Source organism: Acinetobacter sp. (assembly GCF_039596015.1).
Classification (GTDB): domain Bacteria; phylum Pseudomonadota; class Gammaproteobacteria; order Pseudomonadales; family Moraxellaceae; genus Acinetobacter.
Genome location: NZ_JBCNKN010000003.1, coordinates 205005 through 228794, shown reverse-complemented (window position 1 = coordinate 228794; position 23790 = coordinate 205005). Strand labels below are relative to the sequence as shown.

Genomic DNA, 23790 nt, shown 5'->3' with positions numbered 1-23790 from the left:
GCTTGTGGCGTTTTTTAATGCCGTTAGTGTAATTGAATATGAATAAATTTAAAAGGTTAATGGCTTAGATTAAGCCATATATAAACCACCATTTACATGTAAGACATTACCTGTAATGTAACTGGATTTATCGCTTGCGAGAAAACTTACTGCATTTGCAATATCTTGAGGGTCACCCAGACGTCCCAATGCAACTTGTTCGCTCATTTTTTTGCGAATTTCTTCACTTAACTGCTCAGTCATTTCCGTTGCAATAAAGCCCGGTGCGACACAGTTAACCGTAATTTGACGACTGCCCATTTCTTTAGCAAGGCTTCGGCTAAATGCTTCAATACCTGCTTTTGCAGCAGAATAGTTTGCTTGTCCTGGGTTTGCAAAATGTGCAACCACAGAACTAATGTTAATAATGCGTCCAAAGCGAGCACGTGTCATTCCTTTAAGGACACGTTTTGATAAGCGATAAACCGCTTTCAAATGAATATTTAAAATATCATCCCAGTCATCTTCAGACATACGCAATAATAAGTTATCACGGGTGATTCCTGCATTATTGATCAAGACCAGTACTGAACCATATTTTTGTTCAATATCTGTCACAAGTTGGTCAATCGCTTGTCCATCACGTACATCAAGTACTGCACCAGCACCGTTTTCTGCAAATGCTTGTGTTAATTTCTCCGCACCTGCTTCTGAGGTTGCCGTACCTACAACAAAAAAACCATCCTGAATCAACTGCTGTGCAATTGCTGCGCCAATACCTCGGCTTGCACCTGTAACTAAAGCAACTTTACGTTCTTGTGTCATGCATTTGTTCCTTCTGCGGCTAAAATTGCATTTAGCGCATCTTCCATGCGACTTGGTGTATCAAGCGCAAATGTTTTTTCAATATTTGGCAAACGTTTTGCCATATTACTTAATACTGTACCTGGACCACACTCTACAATATAACCAATCCCCTGATCTTGTAGAGATTGAACTGTATTTGTCCATTGTACAGATTTATACAATTGTTCTGTTAAAGCTTGGCGTAACTGTGCAACATCTGTCGCAACTTGAGCGTTGACATTTTGTATTACAGGAATACGTGGTAGCTCAATGGCAGTTTGTTCCAAAGCCTGCGCGAATTGTTCCGCTGCGGGTTTCATCAATAAACAATGTGAAGGCACAGAAACAGGCAAGGCAATTGCTTTACCGCCTTGTTCTTTGGCCTCAGCCATAACTGCTTCAACCAATGCAGTTGTACCTGCAACAACCACTTGCCCTTTGGTGTTATAGTTCGCAGCATCGACAGAGCCCTGTCCTGCTTGTGTCGCTTGTTCGCAAAGTGCCAGAACCTGCTCATCAGCCAAACCTAAAATTGCAGCCATTGCACCTTCACCTTGAGGGACAGCACTCTGCATAAGTTTGCCACGCAAATGTACCAATTTCGCTGCATCGGCTAAAGTGATTGCTTCACCTGCAACTAACGCACTGTACTCACCTAAAGAATGTCCAGCCAAAAATTTTGGTGCTAAACCACCTTGTTCCAACCAAACACGCCATAAAGCAACACTTGCAGTTAACAATACAGGTTGTGTATTTGCTGTTTCATTTAAGCCTTCACCACTTTGGGCAATGTGCCATAAATCAAAACCAACAGCTTCAGATGCTTCAGCGAAAGTTTCTCGCACACTACTAAACTGCTCTGCAATTTCAGCGAGCATGCCGACTTTTTGCGAACCCTGACCAGGAAACACAAATGCAGTTTTTGTTGCTTGAGCAATTTGCTCGAGTCGTTTAGCAGACATATAAAGAATCCTTTTGCCTTCTATTGAAGTTTGGAGCAGCAATTTAGCATTATTTTTTTCTCTTTTTAATTGCCAAATACAACATTTATTCAGACAATTTTTTTTATCATATTTTTTTAAAGACACAAAAAAAGGAGCTTTCGCTCCCTTTTTGTCATTAAGGATAGACCTTAATGCAATTCAATTATTCAGCAGATGCTTTAGCGAATAATTGACGACCACGGTAAATACCGTCTTTAGTTACGTGGTGACGACGATGAGTTTCACCAGTAGCTTGGTCTACAGTTAATGCATTCTCGGTTAAAGCGTCATGTGAACGGCGCATGTCACGGCGAGAGCGACTTTTACGGTTTTGCTGAACGGCCATGATGGCTCCTTACAAAAATCGGAAAAATGGATCAGAACAATTTCAGTTACCCTAACTCACAAGTATAACATACTTTATGAGTTTAGTTTACCTTTTAAACTTGCCAAAACATCAAACGGATTATCCCGTTTTTCTTCAACAATGTCCTGTTCGGTCGGCTGATGCTTATGCTCGCAAACTTGATGTTTAGGAGATAATGGCACCAACAATAATAACTCATCTTCTAGTAAACTAAGCAAATCAACAGTTGCAGCTTGATCAAACGAGCCTTTTGTTGATGTCTCATTTTCACCTAGAACGATGAAATCAGCATCCTCATCCAAGCGCTCTATCAGTGACTCATCATCGACAAGCGCTAAATGAACGTCTGAAACCAGTTCTACCTCAACAGTGCCCAGACAACGCTGGCACTCCATCGGAAGCTGTGTTTCTACGTGAGCATCTAACCACACCACACGATAATACGCGTCCATTGATAGTTTACAATTTACCTGAACCCATTGATGATCAATTGGTCCAACTGCTTCACGAGCAATTCGAGCAAAGCTTGACAGGGGCAGTTTTCCTGACCATGTGTAGCCTTGTTCAGCCCATTTAAACGGCTCAATTTGTGCCGGAAAGGTATTAGCTGACATAATTAAGGCGGCAATTTTACAAATTCATCTGAACTCTGTCAAAGTTTAAGATACAATTTTGCACTTTGAAACAGAACTATCGGGTAAATAAGTCATGCAATTGTTGCAGCCGCAACCTAAAGTTAACATGTCATCACTTGTTCACACCCTGCCCACTTGGGATTCGAATTTAACATTAGATCAGGTGCAACGCTCACTGTGGTCAAATGCCAACTCAGAAGAAAACCAAGTAGATTGGCTTATATTACACTTTAATCTGTGGTTTTCCCACCATAATGTCATTTTGTTCAAAGGTGGGCATGAGCCTGAATATTTTCCTGCGACATCAGACGAACCTGCAAAAATCCAATTTGCCCACGGTTTTTTTAATAGCGCATTGCATGAAATTAGTCACTGGACGATTGCAGGTGAAAAACGTCGACTGCTACCCGACTTAGGCTACTGGTATGCACCCGATGGCAGAACCCAAGAACAACAAAACTTATTTGAACAGGTCGAAATCAAACCACAAGCAATTGAATGGTTATTCGCCAAAGCATTTGGACGAAAGTTTCGTGTTTCACTGGACAACCTGACAGGTGAAGGTGGTAATGGTCAACAATTTAAAGACCATGTTTTTTTACAGGTACAACGCTATTTTAGTGGTGAAGCCAAACTTCCGCGAGATGCAGCCCGATTTATTCAATGTATCTGTTTATGTGTACGCAATGGCAAAAGTTTACATGCAGTAGAATTTCAGCGTGAAATGCTTGACTAAAATGATTGCATCCGCCTGACCGACCCGCTCATAATACTTCCAAATTCAAGGCAGCTATGGAGAATAATGATGCTTCATCTACGAATTCATCCTGAAAATCCGCAACCTAGACTTATTCAACAAGCAGTAGAGCGTATCCGCGAAGGTGATGTTGTCGTTTATCCAACCGATGCCGCTTATGCGATTGGATGCCAAATCGGTAATAAAAGCGCTATGGAGCGTATCGCACAGATTCGTCAGTTAGGCAACAAACATCAATATGCCATTTTGTGTAGTGATTTATCTGATATTGCAACCTTTGCAAAAGTCGATAACTCAACATATCGTCTACTCAAAGCAAATACGCCAGCAGTGACCACCTTTATTTTACCTGCAACCAGCGAAGTACCGCGACGTTTGATGCATCCAAAGAAAAAAACGATTGGTTTGCGTGTGCCAAGTAACCCGATTTGCCAAATGCTTTTAAAAGAACTAGGTGAACCTCTTTTGACCAGTACATTGATTCTTCCAGGTCAGGAAGACCCACTGGATGATCCATACGATATTGAAATGCAACTCGGTAAACGAATTGATGTATTTATTGATGGTGGTTTTGGTACGCTCACCACAACCAGTATTGTTGATTTATCGGATGATCATCCCGTTGTTATACGTCATGGTGTGGGCGACGTAAGCGCTTTTGAATAAGGGAAAATGAGCTTACTGTGTTTGTTTTAAACAAATAAAAGTGTTTTTTATGATAAATACAGCCTAACTTGATTTCTTTCCCAGCGCGAATCAATTAGAATATGCGCCTTTAACAATAGGCCTCGATATCGTCTTATAAAAGATGTCGTCGTAAATGTTGTGACTTCATGCTTTTGAAAATTCGCGTGGCAAAATTATTGCAATGAATCAAATGATCGATGCTGAACTGGACATCGCTTTACCCACCATCCGTATTTTGGATGAATGGCAAGAAGATGTTCCTGAAGATCTCTATATCCCCCCTGCTGCTTTTCAAATCCTTTTGGAACAATTTGAAGGGCCATTGGACTTTTTAATCTATCTGATTCAAAAGAATGGTTTTGATTTGCTGCAACTTGATATTGCACCTATTGCGACTCAATATTTAACCTATATGGATGCAATGAAGTCGTTAAATATCGAACTGACTGCAGACTATATGGTAATGGCTGCTTTATTGGCAGACTTAAAATCACGTTTGTTACTTCCTAAACCACAAAGTCTTAGCATCGAAAAAGATCCCAAACAGGCACTTATCGACCGTTTAGAAACTTATTTACGCATTAAGCAAGCCGCAGAGCGTTTAGGTCAGCTTCCTATTTTAGAGCGTGATACCTTTAATACACATGTGCATTTGGGACAGACCCACGCACTGTATGAAGGCTATGCTGCGGACAGCTTAAGAGATGCTTTATTTTGTATTTTTAACCGTCCTGAACCCGTAATCCATCAAGTTCAACAAGAACCTGTGTTACTTGAAGAACGGATTGCCCATATTGAAGCAATGGTTGCGAGCGGGGAAACACTGGATTTTCAGTCTTTGCTAAATCCTAAACAGGGTAAAATGGGCATGGTGGTGACGTTTATGGCAGTACTAGAACTGACACGTCAACAAAAGCTCGAAATTGTCACAACGGGTCTTGATGCGCCTTTATCCATTCGAGGAGCAGCCTAATGGGTGTTGATCAGATGAATATTGCTGTAGATGAGCTACATCATGAAGTGCTCATGCAGCTTGAAGCGATTATTTTCGCCAGTGATGCCCCTGTTTCAATTGCTCGGTTGAAAGAAGCTTTTCAAAACCAATATAATAAGCAGCAGTTACGGCAATATTTGCAACAACTTGCTGTTTTACAACATGGTCGTTCTATTGAACTCATTGAAACTGCTCAAGGTTTCCGTTTTCAAGTGCGGTCTAAATATCGTGATATGATTCGTCAAACATGGCCTGAACGCCCAACGAAGCTTTCTCCATCTTTGCTCGAAACAATTGCTGTTATTGCTTACCATCAACCTGTAACACGGGCAGATATCGAACAGATTCGAGGCGTTAGCAATAATAGTCAAATTTTACGAACCCTATTCGACTGGAACTGGATTAAAGAATCTGGTTTCCGTGAACTCCCGGGAAGACCAGCTCTACTGGTTACAACCCCTCAATTTTTAAATGCTTTTGGTTTATCTACGATAGGCCAGTTGCCTCCCCTGCAGGATGCCAAGGAAGCTTTCATGACACTTGATGCCAATGCACCAAAGTCGTGAATAGGTGGACTGTTGATTGATTAATTCTAAGGTTATGCTGTCATGAGTGAAAAACTACAAAAGGTACTTGCACGTATAGGACTGGGTTCTCGTCGCTATATGGAAGAAGTTATTGCTGCTGGTCGTGTGAGCGTAAATGGTAAAATCGCCCAAGTTGGTGAACGTATTGAGCCAACTGACGAACTTCGCATCGATGGTCGTAAAGTACAATTCCAAATTGAAGACGAAATTCGTCGTCGCGTGCTAATTTACTATAAACCAGAAGGCGAAATTTGTTCACGTAATGACCCTGAACAACGTCCAACTGTATTTGACCACCTTCCACAAATTGCCAATGACCGTTGGGTAATGGTGGGACGTCTGGATATTAACAGTACAGGTTTATTACTTTTTACAAATGATGGTGAACTTGCAAACCGTTTAATGCACCCGTCTAACGAAGTTGAACGTGAATATGCGGTACGTGTCATGGGCGAATTGACCCCACAAATGCGTAATACTTTGATCAACGGCGTAACACTGGACGATGGCCCTGCGAAGTTTGAGTCTTTGTCTGAACTAGGTGGTGAAGGGATTAACCGCTGGTATCAAGTTGTGGTAAAAGAAGGACGTAACCGTGAAGTACGTCGCTTGTTTGAATCACAAGGTTTAAAAGTAAGTCGTTTATTACGTACCCGTTATGGTTCAGTGATTTTACCACGTGAACTTCGCACAGGTCGCTGGACTGAACTAGATAAACAAGATATTGATAATCTGGTTAAATTGGTTGAATTAAAACCACGTCAAGGCACTGGCCTATTTGGTATGGCTAAACGTCGTGCTGAACGTATGACAGAAAAACCAATGGCGGCTCGTCGTGGTGGTTTCTTACGTCAACAACGTCGTGATGATGGCACTGAACCTCAACCGCAACGTAACGAAAGACCTGCTCAACGCAATTTTAGAAAATTCTAAACACATCGGCATACCAAAACCTGTTTTTTGGTATGCCTGCCCTTCAAGTGACTTCTTGTCATCTTAATGAAACAAATAATTGTTATTAAGTTCAAAAAATTTTTATATGATTAATACACATGTTTGTTTTTTCAAATTTTTCTAAAGTATTGAATAATACTCCGTCACTGTCAGGTTATTTTTCTCTTCTCATGAGTGGAATGCTCATTCCGCTAACATGTTCCGCGGGTCTACCCATGACTGTTGATGATGCCTCGATTACTCAAGCGAAAGAGTGCCAATTCCAAAGCTGGATGCAACACAACCAAGACGGCAATCAATATTGGCTCGCCCCTGCATGTAATTTCACAGGGAACTATGAATGGTCATTTGGTGTAGCACACATTTCTCCTAAAGAACAAGCTGATACAACTGCATTCGATCTTCAGGTCAAGACCCTACTACCTTTTTTGAGCTCCAAACATGTTGCCACGGCAGTTTCTTTGGCCACGCAAGCAACCGACCACGATTTTCATAAAACCACAACAACACTGAATGTTCCTGTCACTTTTTCAATGCCGATTGACTCATGGCTAGTTCATGTCAATACAGGAATGATTCACCAACCTTCTCAACCGAAACGCTTTACATGGGGCTTAGGTACAGAATATACCTTTCCACAAGTCAATGTAGCAGCCGAAGTTTATGGCAATCAAAAAGACCATACCGACTGGCAGTTCGGGCTAAGACGCTGGCTGATTCAAGATGTTTTACAAATCACTGGTAGTTATGGGCAAAATTTAAACAACCATGATGGCTTTTTTAGTGTTGGTTTTGTTTGGGTAAAAGGTATTTAGTCCTAATCGCATATCGTTTATGGCGAATAATCTCTCGATCCATTCTCCATAAACGACATGTTGTATGATTCATCAAACAGCGATCACAGGAATATCAATCCACTGTGCTTGTGGAAAATGTTTCGCAAGATAATTCTTTAAATACTGTTGGGTATCTTTTGAAATTAAAGGATCTTGTGATTCATCATTTAAGTTATAAGCAATCGCATGTAATTCAAGATTCCGCGCTTTTATTGCCTCTAAACTCAAAAGCGTATGATTAATACTCCCTAAACGTCCAGAAGTTACTAAAATCACAGGGAATTTGTGCTGTTGAACATAGTCAATGGTCAATAAATCATCCGTCAAAGGCACCATTAACCCACCTGCACCTTCTAAAAATACCACGTCAAATTCAGCCGCTAATTTTTTCGTAGCATGCTCAATTTTGTCAAAATCAATCTCACGCTGATCTAATTTTGTCGCCAGATGTGGCGATGCAGGATAGCTAAAAATTTCAGGCATGGTCAGTTTTTCAATATCCTGAGGCAACCAACCTGTTCCCATCAGTTCCCGATGTTGTTCAATATCTTCGGATGTGTCGATGTTACCTGTTTGAATCAGCTTTTGGGTAATTGCCTTTTTCCCTTGAACCAATTGCTGTTTTGCAAGGTAGCCTGTCGCATAGGTTTTGCCAATCCCTGTATCAATTCCACTAATAAAATAGACTTGGGCTGTCATGCGATTCTCCGAGCAATGATATAAATAGGATGATAGGTTAAAGGATAATAAACGTCGTTTTGTTCAACCTGTTGGCTAAATTGGGCGTAGTCTTGATAGAACTGCTGTAGACGTTGCTTCGTCCAGACAAAGTTTTGTGTATTTGCGGTGACACCCGTGGCTTTTAAATGCTTTAAAACCCGTAAAGGATGGCTAAACATTAATTGAATGGTATGCTGCTCGCAGTGCAATACATCAAAACCCTGTTGCTGTAACAGGTGTTTTAACTGCTCTGCCGAATGATATTCTAAACCTTGCCCTGTCAAGGCCTTGATTTCTTTTAGGTTATCTTCACCAAAAATCGAGAAACAAAACCAGCCCTGAGACTGTAACGCCTGATGGATTTTGGCAAAAACATCTGGCAAGTTTTGCATCCACTGCAAAGCCGAACTCGAAACAATAGCGCTTAATTGTTTTGGATAAACAATACTTTCGGCATCGCCCAGACAAAACTCAACTTTTGTATCGTGTTTGAAAAACTCCATCACCGCAGGGTAAATATCGTTGACAATATATTGGTCAACTTGTAACTGCTGTAACAGTAAATGGCTGAGGTTTCCCGAGCCACATCCTATCTCAAAAATGCGTTTTAAATGTGCTGGACAATGTTGCTGTATCAACTCAAATAAGTGCTGGCAAATCTGTTGCTGTGCCACAGCCTGTTCACTATAGCTATATTTTGCTTTTGCAAAGCGTTGCTGAACTTTGGTTTTATCTATTTGCATCGTTAAGCCAATATTTTAACAAGCTGTTGTAACTCATGTTGCTCAATGTGTGCGGTGAGGGACACTCTTAATCTGGCACTATTTTGCGGCACTGTTGGTGGGCGGACCGGCATGATATAAAAGCCTTGTTTTTGCAAGATTTTTGCTTTTTCTACCGCCAGATCACTAGCTCCAACCAAAATCGGCACTAAATGACTGCTCGATGGACTTGCATAACCCAATGCGGTGATTTGCTGTTGAAGATACGCACTCATTTGGTGTAAATGCTGACGCTGTGCCTGCATCATTTGCATTTTTTCAAAAATAAACTGTGTCCATGCAATACTCATTGGTGGCAATGCCGTACTAAAAATTAAAGGGCGCATGGTATTGATAAGATATACTTTGATGATCGGGTCACAAATGAGATATCCACCCACCGAGGCAATCGCCTTCCCGAAAGTCCCCACCAAAAAATCAATCTGATCAATCACACCATATTGTTCAGCACAGCCTAATCCTTTTTCGCCACGTACTCCAATAGCATGCGCTTCATCGACATAGAGCATGACTTTGGCAAACTGCGACTTTAATGCCGCTAGAGCCGCCAAATCGGTTTCATCACCATCCATACTAAAAATACTTTCGGTGACCACCACAATACGTTCTATGTCTGCATCATCATGGTATTTTTGCAGAAGTTGCTTTAGATGTTGCAAGTCATTATGTCGATAACGGACATATTTCGCAGTGCTTAAACGGATGCCATCAATCATACTGGCATGTACCAGTTTATCCGCCAAAATCAGGGTCTTACTGTCAGTTACTGCAGGCAATATCCCAATATTCATGTGATAGCCACTGTTAAAGAGTAACGCACTTCGCCCTAAAAACGCCTGCGATAAACTATTTTCTAATGCTTCATATTCGGGGAAATTACCTGTCAGCAAGCGGGATGAAGATGAGGTTAAATGACGCTCTGCCAAAGGCATTTGTTCAAAAAATTGCGCCCGCAACTCGGTCTGACTCGCCAATCCCAAATAGTCATTAGACGACAGATTCAACATATCATGTCCATCAACCTGAATCATTTTTCCATGCTGAAGATTGTCGGTAAATTGCCGATAATTACCCTGCTGTTTTAACCGATCAAGTTGCATCGCATAATGTTCAAGCAATGACATATTGTTTCTCCACTTGCATTTGTACAATGACTTCACCGAGCTGTTGTAACAAATAATTAAGTTCTTCATCCGTAATCACATATGGCGGCATCACATAAACCAGTTTGCCAAATGGACGGACCCAAATGCCCCGTCGCACAAATTCTTGTTGCAAAGTGGCCATATTGACAGGAGTGGTTAATTCAACAACCCCGATAGCCCCTAGCACACGTACATCTGCCACATGTTGCAACTCAGCCAAAGGCTGTAACGCTGCCTGAAGGGTCGCTGCAATTTGCTCAATACGACTTTGCCAGTCTTGTTCAAGTAACAACTGAGTACTTCGGAGTGCTACCGCACAGGCTAACGGGTTGGCCATAAAGGTCGGACCATGCATAAACACGCCCGCTTCACCACGAGAAATGGTTTCGGCCACGGCTGTTGTGGTCAGGGTCGCAGAGAGTGTCATGTATCCTCCTGTCAAACCCTTGCCAATACACATAATGTCAGGTTCGACCTGTGCATGTTCCCATGCAAATAATTTACCTGTGCGCCCAAACCCTGTGGCAATTTCATCAAAAATTAACAGCAGTTGATATTTCTGACACAAGTGTTTGACCTGACGTAAATATTCAGGATGATAAAACCGCATGCCCCCCGCACCTTGTACGATGGGTTCAATAATCAATGCCGCAAGCTGTTCATGATGTTGCTGTAACATGATTTCAAGTTCAGCCATATCCTGCGGATTCCACTCGCCATCAAAACGACTTTGTGGCGCTGCAACAAAGTAACGCACAGGTAAAGCTGAACCAAAAATCTGATGCATTCCTGTGACTGGGTCACACACGGACATGGCGTTCCACGTGTCGCCATGATACCCAGAACGTGTGGTAATAAAGTTACTTTTTTGTGGTTTACCTTGCGCCGCCCAATATTGCACAGCCATTTTCAAGGCAACTTCAACCGCAACCGAACCCGAATCTGCATAGAAAATTTTGTCGAGTTGTGGCGGAGTAATACTGAGCAGTAATTTACCCAATTCAATGGCAGGGTCATGGGTCAGACCACCAAACATAATATGGGACATACGTGCCAGTTGATCTGTGACCGCTTGATTTAACTCAGGATGGTTATACCCATGAATTGCACACCACCACGATGACATGCCATCGACCAGTTTACGCCCATCATCAAGTTCAATGATTGAACCATACGCCTGTTTGACTTTAAATGTTGGCAGTGGGTTGAGCATTGAGGTATAAGGATGCCATAAATGTTTGGCATCGAATTGATCCACCATCCTGCAATGATCCTATTTCACATAATAGACAGGATATTAAAATCTTTTTCCACAAGATGCCATTGCCAGATTAGTCAAAAGTATCAACCATCCAGTAAAGTCGTGATTGCTTGCAAAGTTTCTTCGACATAAAAAGCAGGAAAGCTATGTCCAGCCTGTTCAAAAACTTGTACTGTGACATTGTTTGATGCGATTTTTGCTATTTCTTGGACAATTTTGCTAGGAATCAGCGCATCATGTTCAGCAAAAATAAAATTAATCGGTGCTGGGTAATGTTGCAACATTTCCAGTAAATTAAGTTGTCTAAGATGCTGTAACCCTGTTACCAGTTGTGACCTTTCTGGTGGATTGGCGTTTTTGCATAGTGCAAGCCAGTTTTGTTTTACTTGTGGCTGTCCACGGCAAATATTCAAATAAAACTGTTTCAATGTTGCGGCTGCATCTGTCAAAAACTGCTGTTCAAATGTATCAAATGCCGCTTGAGGCATCGCCGAAGCCCAATGTTCATTTTCAACAAAACACGGGTTACTTGCCAAGGCAATAACAGGCTTTGTCTGACCTTCCGTCTGCCATAAAGTTTTTGCCAAGCATAATGCCAACTGCCCGCCTAACGACCAACCAACCAACACATCAGCCTGTAAAGCATGTTGCAATGCCTGTTGTGCTTGTTCAGGTTGTTGCGGATCAAAAATATCGATACATACAACTTCATGTCCTTGTTGCTGCAAAACGTATTGTAAAGGTTGTAAGGGCGCAGTACCGACACCCCAGCCTGTGATCAATAAAATACGTTTGGACATGAACCCATTCTCACCTAAATTTGAAACATGCAGTATAAGCCAATGCCCCAACAGGAAATGTGCAAGAAATACCAATTTAAAAAAAGAAAACCCCGATATGCAGTTCACAGATCGGGGCGAAGTAAACTTAGACTCATTTTATTTTCTTTTGAATTTCACGTTTTGCTTCATTGAGTTCTTTGATAAATGCAGGGTCTGCATGTAATCGTGCCACTTCAGCCGCCCCCGTAATACGCCCAGCATCGACATCACTTTGCCAATGAACGCCACAAATAACTCGGCTTTGACCATATTCATAGCCACGTTTTAAAATTTCGTTCTGACGCTCTGGGCGTATTTCCGCCAAAATTAAAGCGGTTGACCAACCAATCGTGGTATGCCCTGAAGGATAGGAACCATTTTTACTTAAATGCGCTTCATCATTGGGCGTACAGGAATGGCTGCCAAAAAACACATACGGGCGTAACCGCATATAGTAGTTTTTGGCGGCTTTAGTTGCATAGTTACCACTATCGGTACGCAATTTTTTCAAAAGGTCATAAGTCACTGGCGTATTGCTTGCTGAAATATCCACACCAAATGCCTGAGAGAAAGGCTTACCAATATTGGCATCAGATAAATCTGCATCCTCGGCAGCTTGTTTCCAGCGCGCAGTACCAACCATACTCCGTGCCTGATCATACGCTGCTTTATCGCGCAAAAAATCAACACTGTCATATGCAGGCGGTACAGGTAAAATTTCCAGACTGTTGGGCGCTTGTTCAGCCGTTAAAAATGAATCTGCTGCCTGTGCAAAAGCGACACATGAAAATGCAGAAATCCCCAATGCCAATGCAACATACAATTTTGGTTTCATTGCTTAAATTCGGAGCGATTCAATAAAGTTTTTATAAGATAGATTCTTTTATTGACATCACGATGACATCTTTTTGACAAAACAATGACCAACTCACTTTAATTCAAAAACAGCTTATGGCTTATAATAATGAATTCTCTATTTCAGAAAATAAGATCATGTATACAGGTATTGTTTTAGGTACAGAACACATTCAAGGTGTTGAAGAAAAAGAGGGCTACAGCACCATCTATGTCACCAATACACACGGTTTTTTAGATGATGTCACCATTGGAGCAAGTGTTTCCGTGAATGGGACTTGCCTGACTGTGACCCAAATTTTAAAAGAGCCCAATATTGTCAGTTTTGATATCTCGGACTTAACCAAACAAGTGACCACGTTAGGTCAACTAAAAGCCAACGATATCGTCAACATTGAACGCTCATTTAAAGTGGGTATGGAAAATGGTGGGCATAATCTTTATGGGCATGTCGAAGGTGTGGCAACGGTCAAAAATGCCATCAGACATGGTGAAACACTACATCTGGATTTATCAATTCCCGCAGAGAAAATGAAGTATTTCTTTCTAAAAGGCTTTATTGGTTTACATGGCTGTAGCTTAACGGTTAATCGGGTCGATAAAACTCAGCATGAAATTTCTGTTGATCTGATTCCCGAAACCTTACGTCTGACCAATTTACGATATGTGCAACAAGGTGATTTGCTCAATTATGAGATTGATCAAACCACCCGTACTTTGGTTGATACCATCGAAGGCATTTATGCCAATCGTGATATTGCAGGTTAAAGTTTAGTTATACGCCAGTGAAGGTTCAAAGACAGGAACGCTATAACCCTCGACAATACTCATGTCACTTTGGTCATTTAAATATGGGCAATCCCGATTAAAATGCGTTCCTCGACTTTCGGTACGTTGCAGGGCACTTTTGACCATCAGCAATGCTGCATAAAGCACATGCGGTACAGCTTGATCCTTCCGAATAAACGATTTTCGCCAATACAAAAGCTGTTGATATAGCTGTTGCATCTGCACAAAACTACGTTGTATGCCAAAAGACTGGCTCATTTTTTGCTGTAACAATGGCAATGAAAACGCAAGTCGTTCCCGAGGTTCAGCATCGAATGGATAGAACTGTAACTGTATGCCCTGTTTGGTGGCTTTAGGTTTTTGCCAACTTGTTTGCTGGTCAATTAATTTTGCCACTTTACGCCCGACCACCACACATTCAAGCAGTGAATTACTTGCTAGACGATTTGCACCATGCAACCCTGTACAGGCCACTTCACCCACAGCATATAAATGTTCAACATCTGTATGCCCACTTGCATCTGTCAATACACCGCCACAAGCATAGTGTGCAGCAGGCGCAACAGGAATCTGCTGTGTACAGATATCCAAACCAAGTGCTAAACAACGCTGATAGATCGATGGGAAATGTTCCTGAATAAATTCGGCAGGCAAATGCGTCATATCCAGATAAACAGGTGCATAATTATGCTTTTGCATTTCGTTGGCAATGGCACGCGCCACAATATCTCGAGGTGCGAGCTCCGCCCGATCATCATATTCAGGCATAAAACGTCGCCCTTGATGATCTCTTAAAATACCACCTTCACCACGCAATGCTTCAGAAATCAGAAACCCTGCTGCATCATCAAGTGCCAAAGCCGTTGGATGGAACTGGATAAATTCTAAATTGGCAATACGACAACCCGCTTGCCAAGCCAGTGCCACACCATCGCCTGTAGCCGTCGCAGGGTTTGTGGTCAGTTGAAAAAGCTGTCCCATTCCGCCTGTCGCCAAAACAATATCTTCGGCAAAAATAGAAATCTGCTGTTGTTGCTCATTTAAAATATCAGCCCCAACACATTGTCCTTGCTCGACTCGCAGTCTTTGAACGGTATGTGTCGGCAGACAGGTCACATTCGACTGCTGCGCCAGTTTATGCTGTAAAGTTGCAGTAATGGAATGCCCCGTATGGTCGGCTGCATGCGCAATTCTACGTTGTCCATGCCCACCTTCACGAGTTAAATGTAACCTGTTATCTTCCTGACAGGTAAAGGGAACACCTTGCTCACACAACCAATCAATGGCTTGTGGAGCATCTTGCAAAATTTGTTCAACCTGAATCGCATCACACAACCCTGCACCTGCAACCAGTGTGTCTTCAACATGTTGTGCCAGACTATCTTCTGCATCTAAAACTGCTGCAATTCCGCCCTGAGCCAAATTGCTAGAACAGGTGGTTAAATCTGATTTTGCTAAAATGGCAATACGATAATGCTGGGGTAAAGATAAAGCGATGCTTAAACCTGCAAGCCCTGCACCGATAATTAATACATCATAATGCTGCGTACTTTTCATTGTGCTGTCCTGCCAACCAATGTTTGAACTCAGTTAAACCACTTGCTAAATCTGTGTGCTGCTGGTGATAGTGTTTGTAGGCCTCAGAAAAACTGAGCATGCGTAAAATCGGCCGCTTCGCCTGTTCAATCAGGTCTGCATCGAGTTCAATCTGATTTTGATGATTTTTCAACACATTGGCGCAGGCTTCTAAACCATTCATCGCCATCCACGGGCAAAACGCACATGATTTACAAGTTGCGCCATTGCCTGCCGTAGGTGCAGCATAAAATTCCTTATGGGGTGCATGTTTTTTCATTTCATGCAAAATCCCCTGATCAGTTGCCACAATAAACTCTTGTTCAGGGCGCTGAATCACTGCATTTAATAATTTACTGGTTGAACCCACCACGTCTGCCAAAGCCACCACTTCAGCAGGTGATTCAGGATGTACCAATACCAGTGCGTCAGGATGTTTCTGTTTTAAGTGCTGGAGTTCCAACCCTTTAAATTCGTTATGCACAATGCACGAACCTTGCCATAGCAACATGTCTGCACCCGTCTTTTGCTGAATATATTCACCCAAATGACGGTCTGGCCCCCAGATAATTTTTTCGCCTTTTTGCTGTAGATATTCCACAATTTCAATGGCAATCGAAGACGTTACCACCCAGTCAGCATTGGCTTTCACTTCGGCACTGGTGTTGGCATATACCACCACCGTGCGGTCAGGATGTGCATCGCAGAACTGCTTGAACTCTGCGGCAGGACAACCCAAGTCTAAAGAACAGGTTGCGTCTAGGTCTGGCATAAGAACTGTTTTTTGCGGGCTTAAAATCTTTGCCGTTTCACCCATAAAACGCACCCCTGCGACCAATAACGTATCGGCAGAATGCTCTTTACAAAAACGAGCCATCTCAAGGGAATCCCCTACCATTCCCCCAGTGGCCAATGCTAAATCTTGCAGTTCTGGTTCGACATAATAATGTGCAACCATCACGGCATTTTGTTGCTTTAATAACTCGGTAATTTCTTGCTGATAACGCTGAATCGTTGCTGCATCTAAACGTGCAGGGACTTTTGCCCAAGCCTCATGCAAAGTACAGGCATGTGCTTCTTGTTCTTGCTGCGCTGAAACATGCGCCTGCATAAATGCCAGACTTGGTTTTTCATAAGGGAAATGGGCTAAATGTTCCTTCATTTTTCTTCCTCAGAGGATCCTTTTTTTAATTATGCTCATAATGAGTATATAAAAACAACCTCTTTTTGCTCACTTTGAGTAGAAATATAAATAACAAAATGATTTATAATCGGTTTTAATTTTTCCCCGATATATTTCATATTTTTTTAGTCTCAAATCCTTTTATTTTATCGAGCCGCCTTCTGCGTTAAAAACAATCAACTTTTCAAACAATTGTATGTAAATGTGTCCATTTTTTTGATTTGTCATTGGTTTTGAATACAATGAGAATTGACATAAATGAAGATAAGATCACACATGCAGCCACAGGCAGATTTAGGGCTTAATTATTCTCAGGAAACTGCAACCGAGTTGGTGGCAGTATTGATTGCGGTCACCAATTTTTCCGCACGGGTACTTACCATTCAGGACGGGGCTTTATTACCTTATGGACCACTGACCCCAATTCATCATTCATTACAGGCTGGTGCCCGCACATGGGTACAACAACAAACTGAACAGCCTTTGGGGTATATGGAACAATTATATACTTTTGTGGATGTCAAACGTTCAAAAAAAGTGGGGCATCCTGTTGTTTATATTAGTTATTTAGGTTTAGTAAAAGAAGCTGACGAAAAAAATCTAAAATTGGCAGCAAAATGGCAAGACTGGTATAACTATTTTCCGTGGGAAGATTTAAGACAAGGACGCTCGCAAGAAATCACTCAGCAAATTTTGCCGCATATTCAAAACTGGGTAGACTCTGCGGCATCGACCACCATTCGTCATATGCGCCAACAACGCATGAATTTATGTTGGGGATTAAATGGCTTTGCGTGGCATGAAGAAAATGCACTCTTACGCTATGAGTTAATGTACGAAGTCGGATTAATTGCCGAATCTCCTTATTTTGATGCAAGATTGCCTGAACATGTGGTGGGTAAGCCAATGCATAACCACCATCGCCGAGTTCTGGCAACTGCCATGTCACGCCTTAGAGCAAAAATGCAATATCGTCCTGTCATTTTTGAAGTAATGCCTCCTGAATTTACGCTTTTTCAGTTACAGCAAAGCATTGAAGCCTTAAATGGTGTCGAATTACACAAACAAAATTTCCGTCGCCTGATTCATAACCAAAACTTGGTTGAACCAACAGGGAAAGAATCAACACCTGAACGTGGCCGCCCCGCCCAGCTTTATCGTTTTAAAGCCAATGTCCTTCAAGAAAGCTTACTTTCAGGCTACAAGCTACCAACAGTGAGTAATTAATATTTGCCAGTTTGGCTTTTGACGATATATACTCCTTTTGAGTATATATTGGAGAACTCGCCATGCAATATGCATTACCAGATGTTTTGACTCAACCTCTGGTTCAATCTGCGTTAAGGGAAGACTTAGGGCGTCGTGGGGATATCACTTCTGAGGCAGTGATTGATTCAAAACAAACCACTCAATTGCATATTGTTGCACGTGAAGCAGGCATTTTATGCGGCATCGACCTTGCCCGACTTGCTTTTCATAATATGGATTCACAGATTGCCTTTTCAGCACATTTAAAAGATGGTGATACATTGCATGCAGGCGACATTATTGCCAGCGTACAAGGCAATGCCCGTGCTATTTTAAGTGCTGAACGTACTGCACTAAATTTTTTAACCCATCTCAGTGGCATTTCAACCACAACCCATGAAATTCAACAGTGTTTCGCGCATACAGCAGCACGACTCACCTGTACCCGCAAAACTATTCCCGGACTACGTGACATTCAGAAATATGCCGTGCGTGTTGGCGGTGGACGCAATCACCGTATGGGACTTGATGATGCTATTTTGATTAAAGACAATCATATTGCATTGGCAGGCGGTGATATTGCACTGACCATCCAACGTGCCAAAGCCTATGCTGGACATCTCATTCCAATTGAAGTTGAAGTTGACACACTTGAGCAGCTTGAACGTGTGCTCAATGAAGGCGTTTCACTGGTATTACTTGATAACATGAATCTGGATCAGCTCAAAACAGCCGTTGCCATGTGTCAGGGTCGTGCAAAAACTGAAGCTTCTGGCGGAATTACCCCTGAAACTGCGGCAGCCATTGCAGAGACGGGCGTTGATTTCCTTGCATTGGGCTATGTCACACACAGCGCGCGATATTTAGATATTGGCTTGGATTATTTATAATTTATTTTTAATTTTTTAGGTTTGTGCTTGTCATCGAAATGGACAAGCACAGCTTTTAAATTGGCGATATAACACAGAAGCTCAAACTCAATTAGCACGTCTCTTTTATATAAATTTTAAAAACTAAAAAAATTATATTGAAATGAATATGCAAAACCATCGTCAGATATAAGACTAAATGCAATATCTTTTATATCAGTAACATTATGCTTCACTGGGTATGCTTGCTCCGATTGTGGTGCAACCATTTGATCAAGATGGTCTTCAATCACAATATGGTTTACATCTGAAATGAGCTCAATTTTAGAGAATGAAATAAAATAAGGTGTTGGGTTTTTGCACACTAAAAAGACTTGGTGATCACTCTTTTTCAAATAAAATTTAAGTTGTTTTGCAACATCCTCTACATTCATGTGAACAATTTTTTTAGGTCGATAAAAAAGTTTTAGTTGCGTCTGAACGGATAGTCCCAACCGATTGGTACTCTCAGATTCTTTGCTCCACTGTTCTTTGTTTTTTCCTGGAATTTCATAAAGGTTTAGCCAAAACTGCAACTCTTTGTCTGTTACCGTTTTGTCTCCAGTATAAATAATTTTGAGGACTTGGATGGCATCTGGTTTCATTTTAAAGACTGGAGGATAAACCACAAAGGGCACATTCTCCTTGTTTGGATAACCCAAACCATAATCCACCCATGTTTGAACGAGAATAGGATATGTATTTTTATTCACAATAATAAAAGATTTAGATGAAGCACTTTCATCGTAAACCACCCTAGTATTCTCAGAAAGTATTCCTGCAAATGTAGGTATAGTCCACGTACACCAGCAAATCATCAAGCTAAAATAAATCAATCTCATTGGACTTTGACCATCACTGTAGCTGTTGCATAAACACGACCTGCTGTTACCGTGCCTTTCGGTAATTTTTTAAGTACTGCACGATACGGAATCCGATATAAAGTATAACCTGCTATAGGTGTTCCAATGATTTGAGCATTTTGTGAAAGCGAATACCAACCAGCCAAATTACCACTAGGATAACTAATAGCACTATAACAATAACCTGTACAACCTGTTCCACCCGTGGCTGGAAGCGAACCGGTCAAACCAGGTTGACCGATAAAATTCATGCTCTCATTGGTTGAGGGATTAACAAGATAAATTGCAACATTCTGAGCCAGCGTAGTGTCTTGGGTGTAATTATCTGAAACGAGAGCACTCACACCTGTAGATGAATTGACTAAACCCAGATTTTGAGATGCCGTATATGTTGAAGGAGATACCTGTATGCCAATGGCATTTTGACCCGTAGATGTTCCAAGTTTCGCACTATTATTACATTGCACCTGAACCTCAAAATCTGCTGAAACTTCGCCACCACTATTTAATACATCAGCATTGGTTTTTGGAAAATTAACTACTGGCGTAGAGAATGTTGTCAAACAAGAGTTTGCTGGGGAATTAATGTTTACAGCGTTATATAAAGTATATCCAAATCCGTTAATAGCACCCCAAAAGTTATAATGGGTGAGGTGATTTTCACCAATTTCATCATGTCCAAAGGTCACAGGTTGTGGACCTATCCCATTGGTTTTATTACTCAGTTGAATATACGCTGCGGGACCTGCATAACTATAAAGCCCATTACTCAAAGGCGGGATAACAGTAGAACTCACCTCAGGATAAGTTTGTATTCGTATCAGCTCTGCCTGCAAATTTGGAATATGTTTTAGACGAATACAAATCTTGCCAACCGCACAACCATTCACACCAGTTCCAGTTTCATAATTCACGGGGATGTCCTGAAAGTATTGCGTGAGAATCTTTCCCCCCATGGTCAGTCTAAGGCCTGTAAGCCGTGCATAGGTATAAAACACGCCCGATTGTCCACCTGCATCTGTCGCTGAAACCTGAACTCGACCTCCATAATAATCATCACCGTTGGTTGAAGCCAAAAACGTAATATAGTTTTGATCACCTTCATCACAAATCCATAAAATTGACTCTGAAGTAGAATTACGTCCATGAAACTCAGTCGGTGCCACAATGGTAGTTGCCATAATGGTCCCAAGCGGCTGTATCGCCTGACTCATCAATTGCACATTCCCAAATCTGATTTTGGCAGCACTTCCATCATCGGTTGCAAGATATAACGGATTCGTATTAATCTGACAAGTTGCCCAAGTATGGCCCGAAATTAAGAAAGATATAAAAAATAAAGAAATCGTAAAAATAACGAGCTTAAGATTTGATTGGAAACATCTATCATTCATCATCATTTATGGATTCTCCATTTCACATACCGAACTTAATTTAATAAGCGGTTGGTTCATATCTAAATTGCGGATTGAGTAAGGGAGTACACAGCTTGAAGTACCATTCTGGTTCGTCCAACGTAAATGCAAGACACCTTGTGGTTTTGCAACCCTCAGATATACCTGTCCACCTTGCCCAACCATTCCAATTACTTCTTCTGTATCGTTCAATACATCAGTTCCAATGGGTATTACTTGCTGGTTCTTAAGATGACTTTGAATAAGCACACTATAACCAGTACGGGTCAAAAATTTGATTTTTACACTCGCGCCTGCATAAGGTGCGATACGTTGTTCTCCACCTTCGAGTTCAACATTATTGGCAATCCCCTGAGGATCTAAAGTGATACTGTTGTAGCGATATGGACTTAAACTTGGAATTAGGGCATAACCAAAGCGATCAATTTTGCTATAAGGCGAACTAATGACCTTAGCCCCTTTTGCACCTTTCGCTTCCACCAAACCAAAGGTATCTGTTAAATAAGGTCCAAATGTGATCCCACCTGCATGCAATGCGATTGCACCGTTTGCACTAATCGAATTCTGCCAATACTGGTCACTGTAAGATGTATTGACACCAAGCTGAAGCGATGCAAAACGCTTATATAAACCAGCTGTATACGTTGTATTATTCTGATCAGATGAACCATTCACCCCGAGGGTATAATTGAGACTATAGTCATGATCAAGCGGACCATTGACTGCAAGCTGATAATTATCACTATCTTTACTTCGGCTATAATAAGTGCTCAGTGTTGGTCGTAGCGGATTACGTACTTTGCCCAGAGGAATATGTACACTGATTCCCCCAAAGTTATCAAAATATTCTTCTTTGCTATTCCCGCCATCGTGCATGACATACATTTTTTGACGGGTGTAATTCAGATTAAAACTCAGGATACCAATACTTTTGCTAAAGCCAACCTGAAATGACGTATCATTTTTACGTTCGTCTCGATAATTCTGTATTGAACCTGCAACATAGAGACTACCAAATCGGCCAAATTGCTGACTCAAATTGAGCTGAAAGCGTGAGCGTTGCAAATAAGTATTAGAAACCCAGTCAATGCCTTGTTTTGTAACATATGCAAGACCAAGTACATCATTAAGCTCCCGATATCCTTGTGTCGAATATCGATATCCCGCAATCGCAATTGTTGTATTAGTCGGCTGAAAGGTTTTGCTATAGGTCAAATTTGCCATCCAACCATCCATAGTGTCCGTACCTGAAGGGTTTCCCTGTTCAGAACGAGAATAAGTCACATTGCTTCCGAATGCTCCTAACCATGATCCCCATACACCACCCAACACAACTGCCTGATAGCCCTGACTCAATCTCAGACCACCATTAAGCGTAATGCTGTTATTTAAGCCATATTCATAATTAAAATCTGAGAAATAAGCATCCTTTGTACGATCAAGGTCTGTACGCCCAAATGAAAAATTGTAATTAAAAAGACCTGCCCTCAACGATGTTGGAACCGCAGCATAAGGCACTTCATTACTATGTACTGTGCCATCTGCTTCTGTGACCACAACTTTTAAATTGCCCTCAAAGTTGGTTGGGTACAGGTCTTTAATTTCAAATGGTCCAGGCGCAACCGTGATTTGATAAATTTCTCGACCATTTTGTTCAACTGAAACTTTAGCATTGGTTTGTGCCGTACCTCGGATGATAGGCGCATAGCCACGCATCGAATCGGGTCGCATACAGTCATCTGTCTGGAGATTTAATCCGACATATGGCAGCGTAGAAAAAAACTGTCCCGATCCATACTGCTGCCCTAATGTAAGAACAGACATCCATGATTCTATCGGTCTTTGTACATAACTTCGAATATGATTCCAACGGCTATGATGTTCATTATCAATCGAAAAATTACTTTGCTGACGGTATTGCCACTGACCAAAATTAATACCAGCATTAAGACTGACAAAGCCTGATTCATAGCTTGCGTTATGATTGGACTTACTTTCTGTACGATAGTAATTTCCTGAATAATTAATAAACCCAATACTACCACCAGCATCAAGCTCGGCAGGGTTAACATATCCACGTGGTAAGTTTTTTAGAAACTGTTGTGGGATAAGTAAATTTAAACGCAAGTCAGAAAAATCAAAATCACTCCGACTTCCCTCTGCAATCTGGTCTAGCCTCAAACATTCATTGGGTGATATTTGATGATGTTCTTCATTGATCAATTTTTTTTGGAATTGTGAACTCCCCAGAATACCTGCACGCTCTAATAAAGACCGTGTCAAACAAACATCAACCTTATTCGATTTAGTCGGATCATCTACAAATCTAATTTTTTGACGATCTATAAAGTGCTCATTGACATATAAGTCTACGGTATATTGGCCCGCCTGTATCTGATTTGGATGATTAAAACGTTCAATCAAATCCTTATTTAATCCTGTTCCTTTAAAAAGACTAGAATCAAATGTATATGTATCTTCTTCTGTTACATTTTCTGACTCTACATTCTCAGCATAAATCTGACCTGAGAAAAATAAAGGTAATTGAATAAAAATAGATAAATATGCCAATAAAGGACTATGCTTGAACATCATTAGCC

Annotated in this window: 24 protein-coding genes; 9 read left to right on the top strand and 15 right to left on the bottom strand. The window is 41.4% G+C overall.

Going from position 1 to position 23790, the window contains the following annotated elements; translation table 11 throughout:
• Positions 1–69 precede the first annotated feature (69 nt).
• From fabG to ABDV70_RS04610, 4 genes are all read right to left on the bottom strand, one after another.
• The gene (fabG, locus tag ABDV70_RS04625; RefSeq protein WP_343595789.1) at positions 70–804 is read right to left on the bottom strand and encodes a 3-oxoacyl-ACP reductase FabG; all 735 of its coding nucleotides are present in this window, start codon (positions 802–804) and stop codon (positions 70–72) included.
• Positions 801–1787: an ACP S-malonyltransferase gene (fabD, locus tag ABDV70_RS04620; RefSeq protein ID WP_343595787.1), complete on the bottom strand. Its 987-nt coding sequence runs from the start codon at positions 1785–1787 to the stop codon at positions 801–803. The genes fabG and fabD overlap by 4 nt, the downstream gene beginning before the upstream one ends.
• 184 nt (positions 1788–1971) lie before the next feature.
• Positions 1972–2154 (bottom strand): 50S ribosomal protein L32, encoded by a 183-nt coding sequence (rpmF, locus tag ABDV70_RS04615; RefSeq protein ID WP_086213569.1) that lies wholly within the window; start codon positions 2152–2154, stop codon positions 1972–1974.
• 74 nt (positions 2155–2228) lie between these two features.
• On the bottom strand, positions 2229–2789 hold the full coding sequence (locus ABDV70_RS04610) for a YceD family protein (protein WP_343595782.1): 561 nt from the start codon (positions 2787–2789) through the stop codon (positions 2229–2231).
• 94 nt (positions 2790–2883) lie between these two features.
• Between ABDV70_RS04610 and ABDV70_RS04605 the strand changes: the two genes are divergently transcribed.
• The 6 genes from ABDV70_RS04605 (at position 2884) to ABDV70_RS04580 (ending at position 7604) form a co-directional block, all read left to right on the top strand.
• The gene (locus tag ABDV70_RS04605; RefSeq protein ID WP_343595781.1) at positions 2884–3546 is read left to right on the top strand and encodes an elongation factor P hydroxylase; all 663 of its coding nucleotides are present in this window, start codon (positions 2884–2886) and stop codon (positions 3544–3546) included.
• 69 nt (positions 3547–3615) lie between these two features.
• A complete protein-coding gene (locus tag ABDV70_RS04600) occupies positions 3616–4233 on the top strand; it encodes an L-threonylcarbamoyladenylate synthase (RefSeq protein ID WP_343595969.1) in 618 nt (205 codons plus the stop codon).
• Positions 4234–4435: 202 nt separating this feature from the next.
• The gene (locus ABDV70_RS04595) at positions 4436–5227 is read left to right on the top strand and encodes a ScpA family protein (protein WP_343595780.1); all 792 of its coding nucleotides are present in this window, start codon (positions 4436–4438) and stop codon (positions 5225–5227) included.
• Positions 5227–5814, top strand: coding sequence for an SMC-Scp complex subunit ScpB (gene scpB / locus ABDV70_RS04590; protein ID WP_343595779.1), 588 nt, complete (start codon positions 5227–5229; stop codon positions 5812–5814). The genes ABDV70_RS04595 and scpB overlap by 1 nt, the downstream gene beginning before the upstream one ends.
• A gap of 42 nt (positions 5815–5856) precedes the next feature.
• A complete protein-coding gene (gene rluB / locus ABDV70_RS04585) occupies positions 5857–6768 on the top strand; it encodes a 23S rRNA pseudouridine(2605) synthase RluB (protein ID WP_343595778.1) in 912 nt (303 codons plus the stop codon).
• A gap of 236 nt (positions 6769–7004) precedes the next feature.
• Positions 7005–7604 (top strand): hypothetical protein, encoded by a 600-nt coding sequence (locus ABDV70_RS04580; protein WP_343595777.1) that lies wholly within the window; start codon positions 7005–7007, stop codon positions 7602–7604.
• A 72-nt stretch (positions 7605–7676) separates the two neighbouring features.
• Here the strand turns inward: ABDV70_RS04580 and bioD are convergent, their stop codons facing one another.
• The 6 genes from bioD to ABDV70_RS04550 form a co-directional block, all read right to left on the bottom strand.
• On the bottom strand, positions 7677–8324 hold the full coding sequence (gene bioD, locus ABDV70_RS04575; protein WP_343595775.1) for a dethiobiotin synthase: 648 nt from the start codon (positions 8322–8324) through the stop codon (positions 7677–7679).
• Positions 8321–9088 carry a malonyl-ACP O-methyltransferase BioC gene (gene bioC, locus ABDV70_RS04570; protein ID WP_343595773.1) on the bottom strand — a complete coding sequence of 256 codons (768 nt, stop codon included), beginning with the start codon at positions 9086–9088 and terminating at the stop codon, positions 8321–8323. Before bioC ends, bioD begins: the two co-directional genes overlap by 4 nt.
• 2 nt (positions 9089–9090) lie before the next feature.
• Entirely contained in the window at positions 9091–10251 is a 1161-nt protein-coding gene (locus ABDV70_RS04565; protein WP_343595771.1) for an 8-amino-7-oxononanoate synthase, read from the bottom strand.
• Positions 10238–11533, bottom strand: coding sequence for an adenosylmethionine--8-amino-7-oxononanoate transaminase (gene bioA / locus ABDV70_RS04560; RefSeq protein ID WP_343595769.1), 1296 nt, complete (start codon positions 11531–11533; stop codon positions 10238–10240). The genes ABDV70_RS04565 and bioA overlap by 14 nt, the downstream gene beginning before the upstream one ends.
• An 83-nt stretch (positions 11534–11616) precedes the next feature.
• Positions 11617–12333, bottom strand: a complete 717-nt coding sequence (locus ABDV70_RS04555) for an alpha/beta fold hydrolase (protein ID WP_343595767.1) — start codon at positions 12331–12333, stop codon at positions 11617–11619.
• A 133-nt stretch (positions 12334–12466) separates the two neighbouring features.
• Positions 12467–13189, bottom strand: coding sequence for a phosphatase PAP2 family protein (locus tag ABDV70_RS04550; RefSeq protein ID WP_343595766.1), 723 nt, complete (start codon positions 13187–13189; stop codon positions 12467–12469).
• A gap of 158 nt (positions 13190–13347) precedes the next feature.
• On the opposite strand from ABDV70_RS04550, the gene ABDV70_RS04545 reads away from it, so the two are divergent.
• Positions 13348–13977, top strand: a complete 630-nt coding sequence (locus tag ABDV70_RS04545) for a riboflavin synthase subunit alpha (RefSeq protein WP_343595765.1) — start codon at positions 13348–13350, stop codon at positions 13975–13977.
• A 3-nt stretch (positions 13978–13980) separates the two neighbouring features.
• On the opposite strand, the gene nadB is transcribed toward ABDV70_RS04545, so the two are convergent.
• Together nadB and nadA are read right to left on the bottom strand one after the other, a co-directional pair.
• On the bottom strand, positions 13981–15555 hold the full coding sequence (gene nadB / locus ABDV70_RS04540) for an L-aspartate oxidase (protein WP_343595764.1): 1575 nt from the start codon (positions 15553–15555) through the stop codon (positions 13981–13983).
• Positions 15533–16684 (bottom strand): quinolinate synthase NadA, encoded by a 1152-nt coding sequence (nadA, locus tag ABDV70_RS04535; RefSeq protein ID WP_343595967.1) that lies wholly within the window; start codon positions 16682–16684, stop codon positions 15533–15535. The genes nadB and nadA overlap by 23 nt, the downstream gene beginning before the upstream one ends.
• A 348-nt stretch (positions 16685–17032) precedes the next feature.
• On the opposite strand from nadA, the gene ABDV70_RS04530 reads away from it, so the two are divergent.
• A complete protein-coding gene (locus ABDV70_RS04530; protein WP_343595763.1) occupies positions 17033–17983 on the top strand; it encodes a hypothetical protein in 951 nt (316 codons plus the stop codon).
• Positions 17984–18045: 62 nt separating this feature from the next.
• Complete coding sequence (nadC, locus tag ABDV70_RS04525; protein ID WP_343595762.1) at positions 18046–18894, top strand: carboxylating nicotinate-nucleotide diphosphorylase; 849 nt, start codon at positions 18046–18048, stop codon at positions 18892–18894.
• Between the two features lie 116 nt (positions 18895–19010).
• Here the strand turns inward: nadC and ABDV70_RS04520 are convergent, their stop codons facing one another.
• The 3 genes from ABDV70_RS04520 to ABDV70_RS04510 all read right to left on the bottom strand — a co-directional run bounded on the left by ABDV70_RS04520 (position 19011) and on the right by ABDV70_RS04510 (position 23785).
• The gene (locus ABDV70_RS04520; protein ID WP_343595761.1) at positions 19011–19754 is read right to left on the bottom strand and encodes a molecular chaperone; all 744 of its coding nucleotides are present in this window, start codon (positions 19752–19754) and stop codon (positions 19011–19013) included.
• A complete protein-coding gene (locus ABDV70_RS04515) occupies positions 19751–20989 on the bottom strand; it encodes a fimbrial protein (RefSeq protein ID WP_343595760.1) in 1239 nt (412 codons plus the stop codon). Before ABDV70_RS04515 ends, ABDV70_RS04520 begins: the two co-directional genes overlap by 4 nt.
• Positions 20990–21175: 186 nt before the next feature.
• Positions 21176–23785, bottom strand: a complete 2610-nt coding sequence (locus ABDV70_RS04510; RefSeq protein WP_343595758.1) for a fimbria/pilus outer membrane usher protein — start codon at positions 23783–23785, stop codon at positions 21176–21178.
• Between the last annotated feature and the right edge of the window lie 5 nt (positions 23786–23790).

Coding starts and splice junctions, on each gene's coding strand:
- fabG (WP_343595789.1), bottom strand. CDS start 804: ATGACACAAGAACGTAAAGTTGCTTTAGTTACAGGTGCAAGCCGAGGT.
- bioD (WP_343595775.1), bottom strand. CDS start 8,324: ATGACAGCCCAAGTCTATTTTATTAGTGGAATTGATACAGGGATTGGC.
- ABDV70_RS04565 (WP_343595771.1), bottom strand. CDS start 10,251: ATGTCATTGCTTGAACATTATGCGATGCAACTTGATCGGTTAAAACAG.
- ABDV70_RS04510 (WP_343595758.1), bottom strand. CDS start 23,785: ATGATGTTCAAGCATAGTCCTTTATTGGCATATTTATCTATTTTTATT.
- nadC (WP_343595762.1), top strand. CDS start 18,046: ATGCAATATGCATTACCAGATGTTTTGACTCAACCTCTGGTTCAATCT.
- rluB (WP_343595778.1), top strand. CDS start 5,857: ATGAGTGAAAAACTACAAAAGGTACTTGCACGTATAGGACTGGGTTCT.
- bioC (WP_343595773.1), bottom strand. CDS start 9,088: ATGCAAATAGATAAAACCAAAGTTCAGCAACGCTTTGCAAAAGCAAAA.
- ABDV70_RS04600 (WP_343595969.1), top strand. CDS start 3,616: ATGCTTCATCTACGAATTCATCCTGAAAATCCGCAACCTAGACTTATT.
- ABDV70_RS04555 (WP_343595767.1), bottom strand. CDS start 12,333: ATGTCCAAACGTATTTTATTGATCACAGGCTGGGGTGTCGGTACTGCG.
- bioA (WP_343595769.1), bottom strand. CDS start 11,533: ATGGTGGATCAATTCGATGCCAAACATTTATGGCATCCTTATACCTCA.
- ABDV70_RS04610 (WP_343595782.1), bottom strand. CDS start 2,789: ATGTCAGCTAATACCTTTCCGGCACAAATTGAGCCGTTTAAATGGGCT.
- ABDV70_RS04580 (WP_343595777.1), top strand. CDS start 7,005: ATGACTGTTGATGATGCCTCGATTACTCAAGCGAAAGAGTGCCAATTC.
- ABDV70_RS04545 (WP_343595765.1), top strand. CDS start 13,348: ATGTATACAGGTATTGTTTTAGGTACAGAACACATTCAAGGTGTTGAA.
- fabD (WP_343595787.1), bottom strand. CDS start 1,787: ATGTCTGCTAAACGACTCGAGCAAATTGCTCAAGCAACAAAAACTGCA.
- ABDV70_RS04595 (WP_343595780.1), top strand. CDS start 4,436: ATGAATCAAATGATCGATGCTGAACTGGACATCGCTTTACCCACCATC.
- ABDV70_RS04515 (WP_343595760.1), bottom strand. CDS start 20,989: ATGAGTCAGGCGATACAGCCGCTTGGGACCATTATGGCAACTACCATT.
- ABDV70_RS04605 (WP_343595781.1), top strand. CDS start 2,884: ATGCAATTGTTGCAGCCGCAACCTAAAGTTAACATGTCATCACTTGTT.
- ABDV70_RS04530 (WP_343595763.1), top strand. CDS start 17,033: ATGCAGCCACAGGCAGATTTAGGGCTTAATTATTCTCAGGAAACTGCA.
- scpB (WP_343595779.1), top strand. CDS start 5,227: ATGGGTGTTGATCAGATGAATATTGCTGTAGATGAGCTACATCATGAA.
- nadB (WP_343595764.1), bottom strand. CDS start 15,555: ATGAAAAGTACGCAGCATTATGATGTATTAATTATCGGTGCAGGGCTT.
- ABDV70_RS04520 (WP_343595761.1), bottom strand. CDS start 19,754: ATGAGATTGATTTATTTTAGCTTGATGATTTGCTGGTGTACGTGGACT.
- nadA (WP_343595967.1), bottom strand. CDS start 16,684: ATGCAGGCGCATGTTTCAGCGCAGCAAGAACAAGAAGCACATGCCTGT.
- rpmF (WP_086213569.1), bottom strand. CDS start 2,154: ATGGCCGTTCAGCAAAACCGTAAAAGTCGCTCTCGCCGTGACATGCGC.
- ABDV70_RS04550 (WP_343595766.1), bottom strand. CDS start 13,189: ATGAAACCAAAATTGTATGTTGCATTGGCATTGGGGATTTCTGCATTT.